Below are 16,494 nucleotides of genomic sequence, written 5' to 3' on the forward strand. Positions count from 1 at the left end.
GCCATACCCCTTTATAAAATTTTATTCGTAACGCAGGGCTTCTATCGGGTTTAGCTGGGACGCCTTTTTGGCGGGCCAAGTTCCGAAAATCAGTCCGATTACAACTGAGAAGGTAAATGAAACAACAATAGATGATAGAGAAACTATAGTCTTCCAATGCGCAAAAACTGCTAGCGACACCGAAATTGCAGAACCTAACATTATTCCTATTACTCCTCCCATAACACAAATAAAAATTGATTCTATTACAAATTGAAAAAGTATGTCACTATTATTAGCACCCACAGCTTTACGCAGCCCGATTTCTCTTGTTCTTTCTGTTACAGAAACAAGCATAATGTTCATAATACCTATACCGCCAACCAGCAAACTTATGAAAGCGACCGAACCTAATAATGTAGAAAATATTTTCATCGTAGCGTTAACGGTTGCCTGAATATCAGCTAAATTTCTTATGTTTATGGAATCAGCCCTATCTTTCGGAAGACGATGAAGAAATAGAATTCTATCTGTAATTTTTTTACTTACATCATCCATAATTGTTTCATCTGCAACCTGAACATCCATAGAATCTATGAAAGCCTTCCCGAACAACCTATGCATCGCAGTATTTACCGGTACTTCAACCTTATCGTCTTCATCACGCCAACCGCTTGCTCCTTTTACCGGTAAAATGCCTATAACCTGAAAATCCACCCTGTTTATTTTTATAAATTCACCCAGCGGATTTTGATTGCCGAAAAGCTGTGTTACAATTGTCTGACCTATAACAGCTACTTTTGCCCTGCTTGTGTTTTCTTCTTCAGTAAAAAATCTACCTATAGTAGGTTTGGCATTTTTCATAAACTGGTAATCCGGAGATGTACTTTCAATGCGGGTGTTCCAATTTTTACCGTTATAAATAATTTGTCCGCGACCATTTGCATATGCAGCGACTCCCGTCACACCATCAACATCTTTTCTGATAGATTGCGCATCTTCCAGAGTAAATCTTGTAACTGCACCTGCTCCAAGCGATACTCCCTGCCTGTGTGATGACCCGGGAGATACCATTAAAATATTTGAACCTAAGGACGCCATCTGCTGTTTTGTAGCTTCCCGTGCACCCTTACCAAGTGCGAGCATAGCGATTAAACCGGTTACGCCAATAAGAACACCTAATATTGATAAGAAAGAACGTGTTTTGTTTGACATAAGCGCTCTCATCGCCTGAGAAAAATAATCACCAACTCTTGATATTTTAAATACATTATGATGAATTTTCGGTATTTCCATTTCTTCATCGGGTTGTTGAACAGAAGCTTTACTTTTATGGTTTATTTCATCGGCAATTATTTTTCCGTCCTGCAATTTTATTATTCTTTTAGCCGCTTGTGCCAAATCCGGTTCATGGGTTACCATAATAATGGTAATCCCCGAATCATTGAGTTCCTTAAGTATGTCTATAATTTCTGCAGCAGATTTACTGTCAAGATTTCCTGTGGGTTCATCGGCAAATATTATAAGAGGATTGTTTATTAAAGCACGGGCTATTGCCACCCTTTGCTGTTGTCCGCCGGATAATTCATTTGATTTATGCTGTGTTCTGTCACCTAATCCGACTCTTTGGAGAAGCTTTATGGCATTTTGGCGACTGTTCTCCATATTCTTTTTCTTATTATCAGAATACACTAAAGGCATTAAAACATTTTCAGTCGCCGACATACGCGGTAAAAGATTAAAACTTTGAAAAATAAAACCGATAAACTTATTTCTTACAGTTGCTAACTGGGAATCTGTTAGCTGGGATATTTCGTGTGTTAAAAGATTATATGAACCGCCTGACGGTTTATCTAGCAGACCAAGTATATGAAGAAGCGTTGATTTCCCGCTACCGGACGGACCCATAATGGAAATAAATTCACCTTCTTTTACAGTCAATGAAACACCGTGAAGAACCGGGACATCTATACTTCCCAAATAGTATGTTTTCGAAATATTATTAAGTTCTATTAATTTCATCTTCCCCTTCCCTGAACACCAAAAATACCTCCGATTCCGCCTCCCCCTCGCGCATTTGTTGTCGTTCCCCTTTGAAGAGGTCTCCCGGAAATTACAACATTATCGTCTTCTGATATGCCTGATATAATTTCAATATTTTTACCGTTGGAAATCCCGGTAATTACCTTCCTTTTTTCAGTCTTTTTAGATTTCCCACTTATTATTGAAACAAATTTTTCAGTTCCAGTATCCGTAACGGCATCTGACGGTAACAACAGGGCATTATCTTTTCCATTCGCTGAAAGTTCAATAGTGGATGTCATACCGGCACGAAAATCCGGCGGAACTCTCTCCGGACGTATTTTAACTTCATAGACTGTAACGTTATTCATCACTTGTGATTCATACGCTATATGCTCAACTACACCGGGATATACTTTATCCGGATAAGCATCAAGCAATATTTTAACCTTTTGGTTTAAGTCTATATATTGTAAATCCGTTTCATCTACATTTGCTTCAATAATTAGTGTGTCTGCCATAACTACAATTGCGTCACCGGTTGTTACAGATTGACCGGGTTCTTTGTCTCTTGCAATAATAAAACCGTCAAGCGGCGAAATTACCGGTGTAGGCTTATATGTATCTTCCCATCTTTTTAACTCATCTTCACCTTTAGAACGCGCAGCATCAAGGAGTGCTGCTCTATCCGTAGAACTCATCCATGCAATAATCTCACCTTTCTTAACTCTTTGACCTTCAACAACTAAAACATTTTCAATACGACCGGAAACTTGCGGCTTTATTTCAAGGCGGTTCCTCGGGCTCACTGAACCGTTAAGACGCAATTCAATAGCGATAGACCCCCTGAACGGTTTGATTTCATGTGACATAAAATCCGCTTTCTTGCTTTTTGTTAAAAATAAAATAGCAACACCAACCACGATGACAACACCTGCTATAATGATTATTTTTTTCACTTAAACCTCCAACAAGAATCATAGAGTTTTTAGAGTTTTAGAGTTTTAGAGTTTATAGCGTTAAAACCCTACAACCCTATAACCCTATAACCTTTTTTTACTCTGCTAAACCTAAAATATTTTTCCAGGACGCTTCTGAAAGAACTGCGTTTTTCCTTACACTTAATAATGACTTTTGTGCATTTATATAATCATTTTCAACAACATACCAATCCTGATACGAAACAAGCCCGTTGATATATTTTGTTGAAGCTATTTCTGACTGCTCTTGTGATGCTTCTAAATATTTCTCACTAACTTTCACATTTTCAAACGTATCAATGAAATCGTTCCAAACTGATTCTAATCTGGACATAATTTGCTGCCTTGTAAAACGCAACGTTTGTTCCACAACCATCACGTTGGTTTTTGCAATTTTTACATCATAAATATTTCTGCCGCCCGGGAAAAATGAATATGATAGCCCTAAACTTACCGATTCATTTCTATTTTCCGGCGCCCATTTATTACCTGATTGGGAAATGTTACCTGAAAGAGAAACATCGGGATAAAGTTCACTCATAGTTGATTTCAGGTCGTATCTGGATTTTTCTACATTATATTCTGCAATTAAATAATCCGGCGTTTCTATGAGCAATTCATTAGATGCCGGAACTTCTTTTGGAACAACCACAGTAAAAGTTCCGGTAACACTGATTACTTCAAATTCATCTCTTCCGATATCTCTAACCATTTGGGTTGATGCTGTCCCTAAAGCTCTCTTTGCACGGGCAAGCTCATATTCAGCCTGTAATTTATCTGCATCTACTCTTAGAAGAGAACCTTTATCTTCTATACCGGCATCATATTTAAATTTTACAAGTTCGTAATTTTCGCTTCTTCTTTTTAATATCGCTTCTGTCAGTACAACCGTTTCTTGAGCCAATAACAAATTTACAAAACTTTGCTTAAGACTAAAAACCATATCAGACAAAGCCCGTTTATATTCCAGCTCGGCAATTTTTAATCCAATATTACTTGATTGGGACTGACTAATATCACTGAAACCTGAAAAAAGTGAAAGCCTGCCTGAAAGCCCGTATGAATAGTTCTTTGACTCTGAATTATCCGAACTTTTTGATTGACCTGCTCCTGCACTGGCTGATAATTGAGGCAGAAAATTCGTAAATGAGCTATAATAGCTTAGCCTGGCTTTTTTAATGCCTTTTTCAGCTTTTATCAAGTCCGGATTTTTTGTTTTTGCTTCAGCTAAAACATCCTGCCAGGTAAGCTGCTGGGAGTGACTGAAATTAGAACTAAGAATTAATATTTGAAAACTGAAAGCAAGAATGATAAATAGTTTCTTCATGTATTTTGTTCCCTCACATTTTATTGGTATAGTTAATTTCCCTTTTCCATTTTTTCGTCATGCTTCTTTTCACGTTTCTCAAATTTTTCTATCATTTTGTCGTATTCAACCTTTTGTTTATCATCCAATATATTCCTGATTTTTCCCCTGATGGCATCCATCTGCGCTTCAATTTTCGGATGTACATCCTTCAGGACTTTGTCCATTTCCTTCTTTTGTTCTTCTAAAATAACTTTAATTTTTTCTTTTTGTTCAGCTGTCAAATTAAGATGTTTGCAGAATTTTTGCAACATGCCATCAACATTACCTCTTTCCGGCATATAACCAAACGGGCGATGCCCTTCCCTTCTAAAAAACTGAGCTCTACTGAGTATAATACCGCATGCTATACCTATCACAAGTATTACAACCGCAAGAATAACATTAACTATTTTGGATTTACCCATATTCCTATACCTCCCCTGAAAACGCCAACGAGATAATTTCATCTTCTGAAATTTCAGAATTCATAATTGCCGTACCTTTAATATCTCCGGCATTAGAATTATCCTGCAACAAATATCCTTCTAATTCTTTGCTAAAATTTTTATCTATCGGCGATACCAACATGTTTACTCCGATAGCTATCATCAAAATTCCTATTCCTACATATATTACTTTTCTTGCAACAGCGATAAAACCATCTATTATTCCCGGAGCTGATTCAATTTCACGAATTCGTGCCATTAACCTCGTTTCAAAGAAAGGTACCGGTTCTTTCTTTTCCACACAGGAAAGCACTTTTTTAATTTTTTTTAATTGTTCCAGTTCTTTTTGGCATAAATTGCATTTTTTCAAATGTTCGTTAACTTTATTTATCTCTTCGTTATCCAGCTCGTTGTCTATATATCCGGACAGCAATGACATATATTTTTTACAGTCCATTTAAATTCGCCTCCCCACAAGACTCTAATTTCTGTTTCAAACTTTGTCTTGCACGAAAAAGATAAACCTTAACTTTGTCCATCGAAATATTCATTGCCTGCGATATTTCCTTATATGACAGGTTTTCTATATCTTTAAGTATGACAATTAAGCTATACTTCTCCGGTAACGAAAAAATCAGATTAGTTATAATTTTTTGGGTTTCCTTACTTATCATTTGCTTTTCTATGCTATCTTCATTTCCTTGCAGGATATCTTTTATTGCGCCTTTGTCATCTTTTGAGAAACTGCTTTCTATTGAAACAGTTTTATTTTTCCTTTTTTTTAGCGCATCTATGCATTCATTAACCGTAATCCTATATAACCAAGTTGCAAACGAAGATTTACCTTTAAAAGAATTTATTGAAAAATAAACCTTTACAAACACTTCCTGGGCAATATCATCTGCCTCTTGACTGTCTCCCATTACAGAATATATAGTATTGAACACTCTGTTTTTGTACTTACCCACCATCTGTTCAAAAGCAGAATGATCACCTTTTTTTATTAAATCTACCCACTCATTCTCAGAACCCATTGATTGATTTACCGCTTTCTTAACTATTAGACCTTTAAACTACCTAAAATGTTACACTTTGAAAATATAATTATTACCAACAAGTCAGGCTTGCCAAGGGTCTGTCGACAACTACAAAACTATAATTAAATTGTAGTTTCACGCCCTCGGCGTGATAACATTGAAATTCTTATACATCAAGTTATCATTAATAAACTTTTTCCCTATTTCTCCCCTGTTTTTTTTCTAATTTTTTAATTTTGTGCCAGTTGGTTATTATTTCTTTTACTGATTTCACTTTTTTATCTGAAAAGATATGAGGATGCCGTCTTTTCAGTTTCTTAACCAAAGTGTCAATTACATCTTCTATTGTAAATTGCTTTTGTTTTTTCGCAAGCTGGGAATGAAACATAACTTGTAGTAATATATCACCGAGCTCCTCTTCCATATTGCTAATATCCCCTGCTTTTACGGCGTCAATAAATTCGTTAGTTTCTTCTTTAAGGTATTTGAGTAAGCTCTTATGGGTTTGCTTCAAATCCCATTTGCACCCTTCCGGTGAAAGCAGTTTATCAAAAACCTTAACAAGTTCATCAAATTTCTTAGACATAGATTATTTTATATATTATTTATAATTCCAATTTTCTTTTGTCTCGCTTAAGGGAATTACAGTAACTTTTGTATTTAACTTATAAGATTGTTTTCCAGGATATATAATCCAGAGATGAGAAAGATTTAAATCATTGATTGCTAAATGAATTGAACGAGTTATTTTCGGAGCATCTGAATACTTAAATTCTATTCCCCAATTCTTACCTTTATTTTGCCAGAATAAATCTAATTCTGCACCATTATGCGTATTCCAAAAAAACAACTCTTCATTTTTCTTTTGAAGTGATTTTGATATACATTCAAGTGCAAATCCCTCCCATGATGTTCCGATTTTATTATGAACAGACAGTTGATTAAAATTCTCTATCGACAACAAAGAGTGAAGAATACCAGAATCGCGAATGTATATTTTTGGACTTTTTACTAACCGCTTTCCTATGTTTGCATACCAAGGTTGTAAAATCCTCACCATAAATGTCTGTTCCATAATATCTATATATTTTCTTACAGTCATATCTGAAATACCAAAAGACCTGGCAAGTTCGGAATAATTCAATACGACACCATGATAATGACTCATCATAAGCCAAAATTTTCTCAGTGTATGCGATGGTATTGTTATCCCGAGTTGCGGTATGTCTCTTTCTAGAAATGTACTGATATAATTCGAAAGCCATATAGAACTTTCTTTATCATTGCGTGATAAGAATGAACGGGGCAATCCACCTCTAAGCCATAGCTTTTTGATACTATCTGCTCCGATATCAGAAATAGAAAAACCTCCAAGGTGATAATACCCTATCCGTCCTGCAAGAGATTCTGAACTCTGTTTCATTAAATTGCCAGATGCACTTCCCAAAACAAGATATTTCTGTTTCGGATTTTTATCTACAAGATATCGCATTGTTTTGAATAAATCTTTATGATGCTGTATTTCATCAATAACTATTAAGCCGGACAAATCTTCCAGTGTAATTTGTGGATTTTCAAGACGGCTAATATCCTGTGGATTTTCTAAATCGAAATAATGATTATATTTCATTAGTCTTGCAAGAAATGTCTTTCCTGATTGCCTTGGTCCAAGAATAGCTGTTACAGGAAACAATTTCAACAAATTATTAATTTCTTTTATATCATGTTTTCTCTGTATTATGGTTTTCATAATTTAGTATTATAGATTGTTATTCAAGAAATGTCAAGTGTTTCATATGATATTTCTTGGATAAATCCAAACCCTTTCTGACAACAACACGGCAATTAAATTACTTTCAATAATTGTTAAAACAAAAGAACTGAATGGTTTGAAAATGCAAGAATCACAGAGTCTGACTCCGGAATTTTAGAACCACTCAGTTCTCTGCGGAAAACAACACTGAAAACGATTTTTGTCTTATCGCACTCTATAGTTAAATAAATCAAATAACAAATAGATTAGGATATTATGAATTTTGCAGTAATTTGCGCATATTAACAAAATTTTTATACGGTTGCTTCACTACAAAAGCGTTGGCAAGCCACTTTGGAATTTTACCACCCGGCTCATTATGCATCTGATATATCATCGTAACTGTTCCGGTATCCTGATGGGGAGTTAATGTCCAACTTGCTTCAACCGTTTTAACCCGCACAACTCCCTTACGCACGGGTATATATTCAGGAAATGCTGTTACCGTCAGTGTGACACACTTAGTTTTCTTGTCTTCTGTTCTGATTACTTTATAAACACAATCCCTGTCAGCTACAAGAAAAGAAACATGTTGATATTCGTACATTATGCTTTCATTAGAATTAATCTTCTTTAGAACACGTATCTCCTTTATGTTTGGCGACCATTTAGCATAGGATTTAACATCCGTGATGAGTTTTAAAGCACTTTCTAAACTTGCCTTAATTTCAGCGGTAGCTTTAAACTCTTTAAAACCTGAACCTTTAACATTCCTGGTGTAGACGGTAATTCCATCTTTTTTCATTTTAAGTTGCCAGTCATCTGCCAAGAGATGACCCGAGAAAAGACATGCGATAACAAGCAATGCCATTAAAAAAATAAACGTTTTGCCACTACGAGAAACCATACTACAAGTAGTACGACAGAATAATCTTACTGCGGAATTTGCCATAATTATTCCTCCTTTTTTAACATTCTTTAAAAACAGCAGTGTATTTATTAAATTTTCTTTTCCAAAAGTATTAAATCTGGAACCATAAACAATTATTTCGCCGCCGGATAGAAATCTTAACGGGAATGCTGCGCGGATATGCCCCAATCCCATAAGTACAGCAATTAAATATGTTGACTTTTTGCTGTCAGCTTTTCTGATTTCTATATTTTATGACTCTTCGTAAAAGATGTTACGATTTTCCGGTTTCCTCACTTCGCACCGGCTGTGGACACCCTCTGCAGCTTCAAGACCAGGGATAAAACAGCCTGTCCTATTATAAGGACGACGATGCCGTATACCCACCAGGGGATGTTCCGGCCGAAGAAAAGCACATAAAGAAAAGGCGCCACGGTCGCACATAGAAATATTGTGCTCCAGAACATGACTTCTTTCATAAGCCTTTTGGCAAATGACCGGAATATGCGAAATAATGAATAGTAGAAAAATGGCACACAAACCAGGTAGATGACCAGGAAGATGACCGGATTGACACCATAGTTATCACGAGCCGCCTGCATGAATTCCTTGGTCTTTGAAATTGCATACTCTATCATTTCCTGTAATCTCCGTTAATTCGATCAGCCCCGGTTGCCAAATACATAAATCCTGCGGCTTATCGCAATGGACTTCATTGTACCGTCTTTAATCACTTATGATACCGTATGAACCATTTGCGTAAATGTAATATAATCGTATTTTTACCTATGCTTATTTTTTTATTGGACCATATTATTGTGTGGCTGAAAAACGGAATAAAATACACTACAAACGAAATAATATCTTTTATAACGACACTTACAAGAAACAACAAATTTAAAATCGGATATTTCCGATCTTCGTCGTTTAAACAAACAAAAACTATATACTCCAAAAAAACCTTTGTTATAACAGTTATAATAAGTATATCAACCCACACGCCGCCATAAATCAATGCTCCGACAGAAGAAATAATTATCGGATTGAGGAATATTTCAAGAAAATATATGTACCTCTTTAGATGAAATCTTAATTTCGCCCACCTTGCCAGTCTATTGAAAATCTTTTTTATCGTTGAGCGTTCACTAATGCCGTCCACCCAGGCATAGTTTGTGGATATTTTAAAATGACTGTTATCAAAAGTTTCCCCCATAATGAAATCTTCTGCGACATACTCCTTGAAATATGAAAATCCCCCAAAACTTTCCAGGCTTTCTTTTTCTATAAGGACCGATTTACCGGTTATCACCTGTCTCCTGAATAGGCTCCATGCCATAATCATTACACCGGAAATAAAAATATTTGTATTGGAATTCTCTATCATACTTCCTATCGTTCTTCCCCCTATTCCGCGTATCGGCGAGAAAATCATCTTTGAACCATTTACCAGATATTCATTAACCATAGACTCTAAGACATTGTTTTTCACCCTGATGTTTGCATCTACAATCCAGTATAAACTTCCTGTACAGTATTTTTCGAGCTTAGACAGTGAAGATATCTTCGGGTTCTGGGTCGATATGGAACCTGTCTCAATTATCTCTGTTCTAATATTTGGATATTTTTTCTTAAGATTGTTCAAAATTTTCACATACTCACTGTTTATATTTTCAACACCAAAAAGTATTTCATAGTTTGAATATTTAAGGTTAAAAAAAGATTCCATATTTTTTTCCAGGTCATCTACAACAGTAGAAATCGGCTTCAGAATGCTGACTCTTGGATTACCCGAAAGAGTAACGATTCTTTTTTTCCCGAAAACATAATGAAGAACGGTTAATAGCGTAATACCGGAAAGCACAAATAAAGAAAAACAAAGAATTATTAAAATTATCGTTTCCATAATATTATTTTATCGCCGAACAATTGTCCGTCCACTTTTTTATAAAAAATAATTTTTCCTGAACATTTTTTGCCAAAAGCATATAGGCATTTACTTTCCATTTATGTTTAAATTATATACCTAATCAAAAAAGATTCAATTATACTCGGGTATAATGTCACGATATCTACTTGCTTTCCCTTTATTTGTTTTATATAGTAGAAGTAATGACCTTACTGAAATATTTCATTTTTATACTTTTTACGACTTTTCTCTTGCTAAATAACACCATTCTCAATTCTAAATCGGTTTATCAAAAACAGATAAACAATCGTGAAATTGAAATCGAACTTGACCCGTATTCCTCATGTATTGATTATTATCTTCCACTTATGGGTACTCCGATACAATATTTTGATGACGAGAACGAAATCAGTGTCTATAAAAAGCTGGTACCTTCACCACTTCCCCGGTTTCTGATGTTTGAATTAAGTATTTATCCTGTGCCTTCTTTAGGTACATTAGTAAAAAAACAATTTCCTCAATTTTATGATTCACTGGATGTAGCAGATAGTTTTAATATTATAAAAAGTGTTTCTGCGGGTTTTGAAGAACCTTATGCTGTATCTATATTCCTGGGTAATGTAGTAAGTTTCAGATTTGAAGGAAAAAAAGATGTTGAGGGCAAGGGTTATAGCGGGTTATTTGTAAGCGGCGGTAATTATTATATTAAAGATAATGAACTCATTGAAGATAACTGGATAGCAAGTGAAATAAAAGTAAAAGGATATAAAATAAAACCTGAAGGTGATATGGATTGGAGTTTTAGAATTGGTTCTAAATTTAACGATAACCAATACATTAAAGATGTTTTCTACTTCTCGCTACAACGCGACAGGACAGATTATATCAGCAATTCATCATTATTTAAAAACAGCATTTTTGAATATACATTATATTTTGATACAAAAAGCAGTAATTTGATCAGTCAACTTTTTGTGGTCGGTAAGAAATTTCCTTTGAAAAACCGTAAGATGGTATTCAGCATAAGCACAGGTTTTTTTTGGGAAAAATCAGATAAGTATACCGGTCCGCTTAAAAGAACCGACATATCAGATAATCTTCAGATACTTTTCCGTCCTAACATAGAATTCTAACCGAATTATTGACCGAAACAGGCACTAAGAAGTAATCCCCTTTATCCAAGCGTTGATGTCTTTCAGTTATTTGTTGCAGCACTATAAAAAATAAATCAGAAAAATGACCTGATATCCAATTATCAAAAGTTATTAGCATTTTATGTTACAAACATTTTCACTTTAGCCTTCATCGAGAAAAAGTTTAACAGAACCTGACAAAATACCAGCAATTATGGGACCAAAAAAAAGACCATAAAATCCGATTACAGAAACTGCTCCAATCACGAAAATTAACGTTAAAAACGGATGAAGATCCATTCTTGTTTTTAAAAGGAAAGGACGCACAATATTATCTACCAGACCGATTAAAACCGCAGAAACCGCAAAAACCACACTTTCCCAAATTTGCCCGACAACAAAAAAATATACAATAATAGGAATTGTAATCGGAGCTGTTCCAATTACCGGAACAAATGATGCTATTAATGTAAGAAGACAAATAAACAAAATTGCTTTTACCCCGGTTATTGCACAAGCCAATGCCATAACTAACGCTTGAATTATTCCTAACACGATTGATGCAAAAACGACAGAATAGCATGAATTATATATGATTTGAAATAATGCTTCGCGCTTGTTATCGGGTAGCGGAGTAATCTTTCGAATAAATTCTATAGCTTTTCCGCCGCCAATAAAACCAAAAAAAATGGTAAGAAGAACAATTAGCCCGGAAAGTACGACTTGCGGTATTTGTTTGACAAGTGTTTCAAAAATCCGCTCTAAAATCACTTCAATCGAAGTAAGACTGCTTCTAATAGCTGATTTTAATTTTTTATCACTTATCTGCAGAATATCTTGAACTTTATCATTAAGAGCTGTTTTTGAGATTCTAATTTGCAATTTTTCAACTATTGAGGCGGTACCTACGCTGTTATTTTGCTGGTATTTGGAAATCTGTCTTAATGCAGATCTTGTTCCGGTTATGATAGAAAATGTTATAGGAATAAGAATAAACATTGCAAAAGCTGATGTGACCAGAAATGATGCTAATACGCGTGAAATCCGGAAAGAACAGACCTTTTTATAAACAGGAAATAGCACAAGCGTAAACATACATCCAAGAAGTATAGGTGCAATCAAACTGCGAAGAAAATATATAGAAATTAGAACTAATCCAAACATCAATAAAAATGGTGCGAATTTTTGGACTTGCTCTCTTTTAAAATAAGATATCTTTTCTTTGCTTTGATTATTTTGTTCTTGCATGGTTTTAAAAACCTTAAGTTAGGTACGCGAAGGGTCTACGACAACTACAAACATTGAAATTTCTATATACATATATGAGGAATGTAGACGAATATCCCCTTTTTCCAAAATTCTTTTTTTTCTGACCCGAAGATTAATCTTTTCTAAATACTAATTCGTTCTGTTATTGGAAGATTTTTTTTAATGTCCCAACCGAAGAGATCAATATAGAGGACTTTGGGCATCCCGATTGAACGTTCTTCGGAATTTATATAGACTTTTTTGAGAATACTATATTTGCCTCCAATAGAGAGTACGGCTTTATAAGAGCCTTTTATCTTTTTGACGATGATCTTCCGGTCTTTTAGAGCAACTAACAGAATTCCAAATTGGTTCTTACCAAGTTTTTTCTGCGAATCAATTCCGTACGCGTATTTCTTTTCTATCATACTTAGTTCTTCTTGTTTACCATTTTCCAAAATCCAATATACTATCACGGGACTTAGTTCTCTAATGTCATTATTTTCAATCAGTTGGACATCATACTGAACAATGTTTTTGTTTTTATTTCGCTCTATAAAAAAAAGAGGCTTAGTGTTGCTATGTAAGTTAGCTGCAACAGTCCAGACAGGAACTAACACGATTAATACTAATGCGGCAATAACAATTTTCATATATTTTCTCCTAATTTTCACCACACAACAGTTTAGCCATTCTAAAACGGCCCGCAATGACAACTTCAGACTGATTTAACTATTGCTTCACCACAATCATAAATATTTAACCCTTTAGTAATTGGTAATTTTAATAAAAAAAAAACACCTACTCAGGTAATTATATGCGCAATTATAAACATCGCTACTAGAATAATTAATGAAATAATAAGCGGTTTCTTCAATCAGTTCCTCCTTGTTCTATTTACCGGTCTCAAAAATAATATGGACTTTTTCAATTATCTTATTTACTATCTTATCAGTATTATCAATTTTATTGGATTTCCAATATTCATTGCCGACTGCATTTAAGAGAACTATTTTCTTCTGTTGTTGCTCATCTAAAAATATTTTAACCTGATTATCTTTTTGATTTGTTTTTGTTTTATTGATTATAACAATCGCATCATATTTTTTTGCTATCGAATTGTTAAGTTCTTTTATATCGTTCAATAAAACATAACACCCTTCTTTTTGAAGTATATTTACAACCTGAGAAATTACCGGATCTGTAAAACCACTTTTATTAGATATGATAATCACCTTTCCTGAAGAATTATCATCTCCAATACTGCTTTCTAATGTTGATAAACCCGCATAATTCATAAAAACAAAAATTAAAACAATCATCATGAAATAACTATTTAACACCTTTTTCATTTCAGCTCCCATAATAGTTCTTTACATTTGTCATTGCGAACAAAGTGAAGCAATCTTGCTTTCCTCTATTAATTCTCCGGTTTTTTCACCTATGTCACCAAAAAATGTTTTTACTTTTTTTCTTGTTATTTTTCGTGTCTTCGGTGCAAATAGTAGACTCAGACAATTGCCTATCGCTACGCCTAAAAAGTAACTGCAATAATTTTACCATTATTTTTTTCATATATTTTATTCTTCATCCTATTTCTTTTTATTAAAAAGATTTTTTATTATGTTTGTGATTGATGGAAATAAACTGCCACCCAACAGCACAAGATTTAATAGCGGAGATGCCGTGTTAATATTTTTTGCGAGAGTTTCAGTTTCTCTTGCAGTTTGTCTTACCTGAATCATCGTTAGTACAAAATGCACGGTTCCAAAAAGAATTGCAGTTGTTATAAGAATGACACATACTAATAAAACAGTTTGCATTTTTCCTCCCTTATTTAATCAAAAAACAAGGTTTCTATGGCAGGTGACAGATGCTATAATATTTTTTGCCCGCGAATGATTCTTATCAATACCACAATAACTGCGATTACAAGCAAAACATGAATGAACCCGTGAATCGTGTAACCTGTGACAAAACCTAACAACCAAAGTACAATAAGTACTACAGCAATCGTATTTAACATTTATTCCTCCTATTTCACTATAATTTCAAAAAGAACCCTTCTGTTGGCTGCTGCTTCTGTTGAGTCGATGTTCTTAGGTACCGGTTCATACATTGCCGGTCTCGCCTCACCATATCCAATCGCTTTTAGCCTTTCCGGCGCAATATTTCCGGCTATAAGTATTTCCCTTACAGTATTCGCCCTTCTTTCACTTAACTTTTGGTTTTCCTCTTCAGTGCCTGAGGAAGCGGTATATCCCGCAATGCGGATTTTAATACCAGGGTTATCATTCAGAACTTTGAGATTCCGTAATATCGCCTTCTTTCCCGCTTTCGTAAGGATATCCGTATTATATTGAAAATGCATATCCTCAAGAATGATTAGCTTCTCGAGAATGACGACCTTCGGTTCTTTCGTTGTGGCACAACCCGAAAACAAGGCTAATCCAAAAACAACTAACACTGGCAACAAAATATTTTTTTTCATTTCTCCTCCACTTTCTTAAAATGTATAATCATTGATTGCAACGTCTATACATTTAACCTATACATCCGTGTTATGTTCCGGATAACTATTTTAAATAACAAATGCCTTTATCAAATTAAAACATCTTTTCAGACCTTGTTCTCGTACTTCTTATTTCACTATTATTTCAAAAAGAACTCTCATGTTGGCATGCGCTTCTTTTGAGTTAATGTTACCGGGTATAGGTTCATACTCTGCCGGTCTTGTTTTGCCATATCCGATTGTTGTCAGCCTTTCCGGTGCAATACCTCCGTCTTTAATGAGTATTTCCTCTACTGCCTTTGCTCTTCTTTCGCTCAATTTTTGGTTGTACTCTTCAGTGCCTGATGCTGAGGCATACCCGGCAATGCGGATTTTAGCTTCAGGGTTATCTTGCAGGACTTTGGTATTCTCTATCACTACCTTCGTCCCTTCTTCTGTAAGGGTTGCCGTATCAAATTTGAAATGCGTATCATCAAGAACAATTAGCTTCTCAAGGATGATGACGTTAGGTTCAACGACAGGCACAGGTTTAGGTTCAGGTTTTATTTCCGCCTTTGGCGTTGGCTGAACCACCGGCTGAACATGAGCGGATTTTTCCGGAAACGAGAATAGAAAATTGAGCGCTATTGTAACCATGGAACCGTTGTCATCATAGGTTTTATTCAGCGCATTTATATCTTTAGACTCCACGCTTTCCAACAAAACGTAACGATAACTTCCATCCAGGGATAGATTATCAGTCAACATGGTCTCAAGACCGGCACCGACATGCAAACCAAACCTGTTTGTGGTATTGCTAAAATTGTTCGGACCTTCTGTCCTGGTATAATACCAACCTACACCTCCGAGCAAGAACGGACTCCAAACAGCACCGGGCATAAGATATTCCAACAAGCTCACCTGAACAGGATAAGTTTTAATACTTGTAAGACTGTTAAAACTATTACGGCGAAAATCAATAGATCCTTCCAATCCCAAACTGGGCGACAAATGCAACCGGGCCTGAGCACCACCATACCATTGCCCCTCTTCTGCATCTTTTGGATTGTAATAAGTTGCCCTGGGACCAATTGAAAACGGCTTGGTTCCTATACCAGAATCCTTTCCAAATACCGGCATAGACAAAGTTAAAAATAACGATGCCGATACAACACACTTCTTAATTTTTAGACTGTTCTTCTTCATTACAATTCCTCCTATGTATATTTTTCAATTAATTC

General features: G+C 35.1%; 19 protein-coding genes. 1 reads left to right on the top strand and 18 read right to left on the bottom strand.

All coding sequences use genetic code 11. The features are described 5' to 3' along the window. Positions 1-21 precede the first annotated feature (21 nt). The 11 genes from PHE88_03575 to PHE88_03625 form a co-directional block, all read right to left on the bottom strand. On the bottom strand, positions 22-2,001 hold the full coding sequence (locus tag PHE88_03575) for an ABC transporter permease (protein ID MDD5686897.1): 1,980 nt from the start codon (positions 1,999-2,001) through the stop codon (positions 22-24). Continuing rightward, entirely contained in the window at positions 1,998-2,960 is a 963-nt protein-coding gene (locus PHE88_03580) for an efflux RND transporter periplasmic adaptor subunit (GenBank protein ID MDD5686898.1), read from the bottom strand. Before PHE88_03580 ends, PHE88_03575 begins: the two co-directional genes overlap by 4 nt. Before the next feature lie 97 nt (positions 2,961-3,057). Next, positions 3,058-4,308, bottom strand: coding sequence for a TolC family protein (locus PHE88_03585; GenBank protein MDD5686899.1), 1,251 nt, complete (start codon positions 4,306-4,308; stop codon positions 3,058-3,060). 32 nt (positions 4,309-4,340) lie between these two features. Continuing rightward, positions 4,341-4,754: a hypothetical protein gene (locus tag PHE88_03590; protein ID MDD5686900.1), complete on the bottom strand. Its 414-nt coding sequence runs from the start codon at positions 4,752-4,754 to the stop codon at positions 4,341-4,343. Positions 4,755-4,758: 4 nt separating this feature from the next. After that, complete coding sequence (locus tag PHE88_03595) at positions 4,759-5,232, bottom strand: zf-HC2 domain-containing protein (protein ID MDD5686901.1); 474 nt, start codon at positions 5,230-5,232, stop codon at positions 4,759-4,761. Then, positions 5,222-5,809 carry a sigma-70 family RNA polymerase sigma factor gene (locus PHE88_03600; GenBank protein MDD5686902.1) on the bottom strand — a complete coding sequence of 196 codons (588 nt, stop codon included), beginning with the start codon at positions 5,807-5,809 and terminating at the stop codon, positions 5,222-5,224. The genes PHE88_03595 and PHE88_03600 overlap by 11 nt, the downstream gene beginning before the upstream one ends. Before the next feature lie 187 nt (positions 5,810-5,996). Beyond that, positions 5,997-6,398: a MazG nucleotide pyrophosphohydrolase domain-containing protein gene (locus tag PHE88_03605; GenBank protein ID MDD5686903.1), complete on the bottom strand. Its 402-nt coding sequence runs from the start codon at positions 6,396-6,398 to the stop codon at positions 5,997-5,999. A 15-nt stretch (positions 6,399-6,413) separates the two neighbouring features. Then, positions 6,414-7,562 carry an ATP-binding protein gene (locus tag PHE88_03610; GenBank protein MDD5686904.1) on the bottom strand — a complete coding sequence of 383 codons (1,149 nt, stop codon included), beginning with the start codon at positions 7,560-7,562 and terminating at the stop codon, positions 6,414-6,416. Between the two features lie 277 nt (positions 7,563-7,839). Next, positions 7,840-8,670: an START domain-containing protein gene (locus PHE88_03615; protein MDD5686905.1), complete on the bottom strand. Its 831-nt coding sequence runs from the start codon at positions 8,668-8,670 to the stop codon at positions 7,840-7,842. A gap of 98 nt (positions 8,671-8,768) precedes the next feature. Further along, positions 8,769-9,113 (bottom strand): hypothetical protein, encoded by a 345-nt coding sequence (locus PHE88_03620; GenBank protein ID MDD5686906.1) that lies wholly within the window; start codon positions 9,111-9,113, stop codon positions 8,769-8,771. Positions 9,114-9,205: 92 nt separating this feature from the next. Beyond that, the gene (locus PHE88_03625) at positions 9,206-10,378 is read right to left on the bottom strand and encodes a glycosyltransferase (GenBank protein ID MDD5686907.1); all 1,173 of its coding nucleotides are present in this window, start codon (positions 10,376-10,378) and stop codon (positions 9,206-9,208) included. A 206-nt stretch (positions 10,379-10,584) separates the two neighbouring features. Between PHE88_03625 and PHE88_03630 the strand changes: the two genes are divergently transcribed. Further along, complete coding sequence (locus PHE88_03630; protein ID MDD5686908.1) at positions 10,585-11,514, top strand: hypothetical protein; 930 nt, start codon at positions 10,585-10,587, stop codon at positions 11,512-11,514. 162 nt (positions 11,515-11,676) lie between these two features. Here the strand turns inward: PHE88_03630 and PHE88_03635 are convergent, their stop codons facing one another. From PHE88_03635 to PHE88_03665, 7 genes are all read right to left on the bottom strand, one after another. Next, positions 11,677-12,762 (bottom strand): AI-2E family transporter, encoded by a 1,086-nt coding sequence (locus tag PHE88_03635; protein ID MDD5686909.1) that lies wholly within the window; start codon positions 12,760-12,762, stop codon positions 11,677-11,679. A 143-nt stretch (positions 12,763-12,905) separates the two neighbouring features. Further along, entirely contained in the window at positions 12,906-13,415 is a 510-nt protein-coding gene (locus PHE88_03640; GenBank protein MDD5686910.1) for a DUF4833 domain-containing protein, read from the bottom strand. 240 nt (positions 13,416-13,655) lie between these two features. Next, positions 13,656-14,114, bottom strand: a complete 459-nt coding sequence (locus tag PHE88_03645) for a hypothetical protein (protein ID MDD5686911.1) — start codon at positions 14,112-14,114, stop codon at positions 13,656-13,658. Between the two features lie 240 nt (positions 14,115-14,354). Beyond that, positions 14,355-14,585, bottom strand: a complete 231-nt coding sequence (locus tag PHE88_03650; protein ID MDD5686912.1) for a hypothetical protein — start codon at positions 14,583-14,585, stop codon at positions 14,355-14,357. A gap of 53 nt (positions 14,586-14,638) precedes the next feature. Then, positions 14,639-14,788, bottom strand: a complete 150-nt coding sequence (locus tag PHE88_03655) for a lmo0937 family membrane protein (GenBank protein ID MDD5686913.1) — start codon at positions 14,786-14,788, stop codon at positions 14,639-14,641. Between the two features lie 9 nt (positions 14,789-14,797). Continuing rightward, positions 14,798-15,253, bottom strand: coding sequence for an OmpA family protein (locus tag PHE88_03660; protein ID MDD5686914.1), 456 nt, complete (start codon positions 15,251-15,253; stop codon positions 14,798-14,800). Between the two features lie 150 nt (positions 15,254-15,403). Then, positions 15,404-16,459: an OmpA family protein gene (locus tag PHE88_03665; protein ID MDD5686915.1), complete on the bottom strand. Its 1,056-nt coding sequence runs from the start codon at positions 16,457-16,459 to the stop codon at positions 15,404-15,406. Positions 16,460-16,494: the final 35 nt, after the last annotated feature.

It is taken from the genome of Elusimicrobiota bacterium, assembly GCA_028718185.1.
Classification (GTDB): Bacteria; Elusimicrobiota; UBA8919; order UBA8919; family UBA8919; genus JAQUMH01.

What these genes read in the sequence shown, in the direction of transcription:
- PHE88_03575 (MDD5686897.1), bottom strand. Translation starts at nt 2,001, where the DNA reads ATGAAATTAATAGAACTTAATAATATTTCGAAAACATACTATTTGGGA.
- PHE88_03585 (MDD5686899.1), bottom strand. Translation starts at nt 4,308, where the DNA reads ATGAAGAAACTATTTATCATTCTTGCTTTCAGTTTTCAAATATTAATT.
- PHE88_03590 (MDD5686900.1), bottom strand. Translation starts at nt 4,754, where the DNA reads ATGGGTAAATCCAAAATAGTTAATGTTATTCTTGCGGTTGTAATACTT.
- PHE88_03595 (MDD5686901.1), bottom strand. Translation starts at nt 5,232, where the DNA reads ATGGACTGTAAAAAATATATGTCATTGCTGTCCGGATATATAGACAAC.
- PHE88_03600 (MDD5686902.1), bottom strand. Translation starts at nt 5,809, where the DNA reads ATGGGTTCTGAGAATGAGTGGGTAGATTTAATAAAAAAAGGTGATCAT.
- PHE88_03605 (MDD5686903.1), bottom strand. Translation starts at nt 6,398, where the DNA reads ATGTCTAAGAAATTTGATGAACTTGTTAAGGTTTTTGATAAACTGCTT.
- PHE88_03610 (MDD5686904.1), bottom strand. Translation starts at nt 7,562, where the DNA reads ATGAAAACCATAATACAGAGAAAACATGATATAAAAGAAATTAATAAT.
- PHE88_03615 (MDD5686905.1), bottom strand. Translation starts at nt 8,670, where the DNA reads ATGGGATTGGGGCATATCCGCGCAGCATTCCCGTTAAGATTTCTATCC.
- PHE88_03620 (MDD5686906.1), bottom strand. Translation starts at nt 9,113, where the DNA reads ATGATAGAGTATGCAATTTCAAAGACCAAGGAATTCATGCAGGCGGCT.
- PHE88_03625 (MDD5686907.1), bottom strand. Translation starts at nt 10,378, where the DNA reads ATGGAAACGATAATTTTAATAATTCTTTGTTTTTCTTTATTTGTGCTT.
- PHE88_03630 (MDD5686908.1), top strand. Translation starts at nt 10,585, where the DNA reads ATGACCTTACTGAAATATTTCATTTTTATACTTTTTACGACTTTTCTC.
- PHE88_03635 (MDD5686909.1), bottom strand. Translation starts at nt 12,762, where the DNA reads ATGCAAGAACAAAATAATCAAAGCAAAGAAAAGATATCTTATTTTAAA.
- PHE88_03640 (MDD5686910.1), bottom strand. Translation starts at nt 13,415, where the DNA reads ATGAAAATTGTTATTGCCGCATTAGTATTAATCGTGTTAGTTCCTGTC.
- PHE88_03645 (MDD5686911.1), bottom strand. Translation starts at nt 14,114, where the DNA reads ATGAAAAAGGTGTTAAATAGTTATTTCATGATGATTGTTTTAATTTTT.
- PHE88_03650 (MDD5686912.1), bottom strand. Translation starts at nt 14,585, where the DNA reads ATGCAAACTGTTTTATTAGTATGTGTCATTCTTATAACAACTGCAATT.
- PHE88_03655 (MDD5686913.1), bottom strand. Translation starts at nt 14,788, where the DNA reads ATGTTAAATACGATTGCTGTAGTACTTATTGTACTTTGGTTGTTAGGT.
- PHE88_03660 (MDD5686914.1), bottom strand. Translation starts at nt 15,253, where the DNA reads ATGAAAAAAAATATTTTGTTGCCAGTGTTAGTTGTTTTTGGATTAGCC.
- PHE88_03665 (MDD5686915.1), bottom strand. Translation starts at nt 16,459, where the DNA reads ATGAAGAAGAACAGTCTAAAAATTAAGAAGTGTGTTGTATCGGCATCG.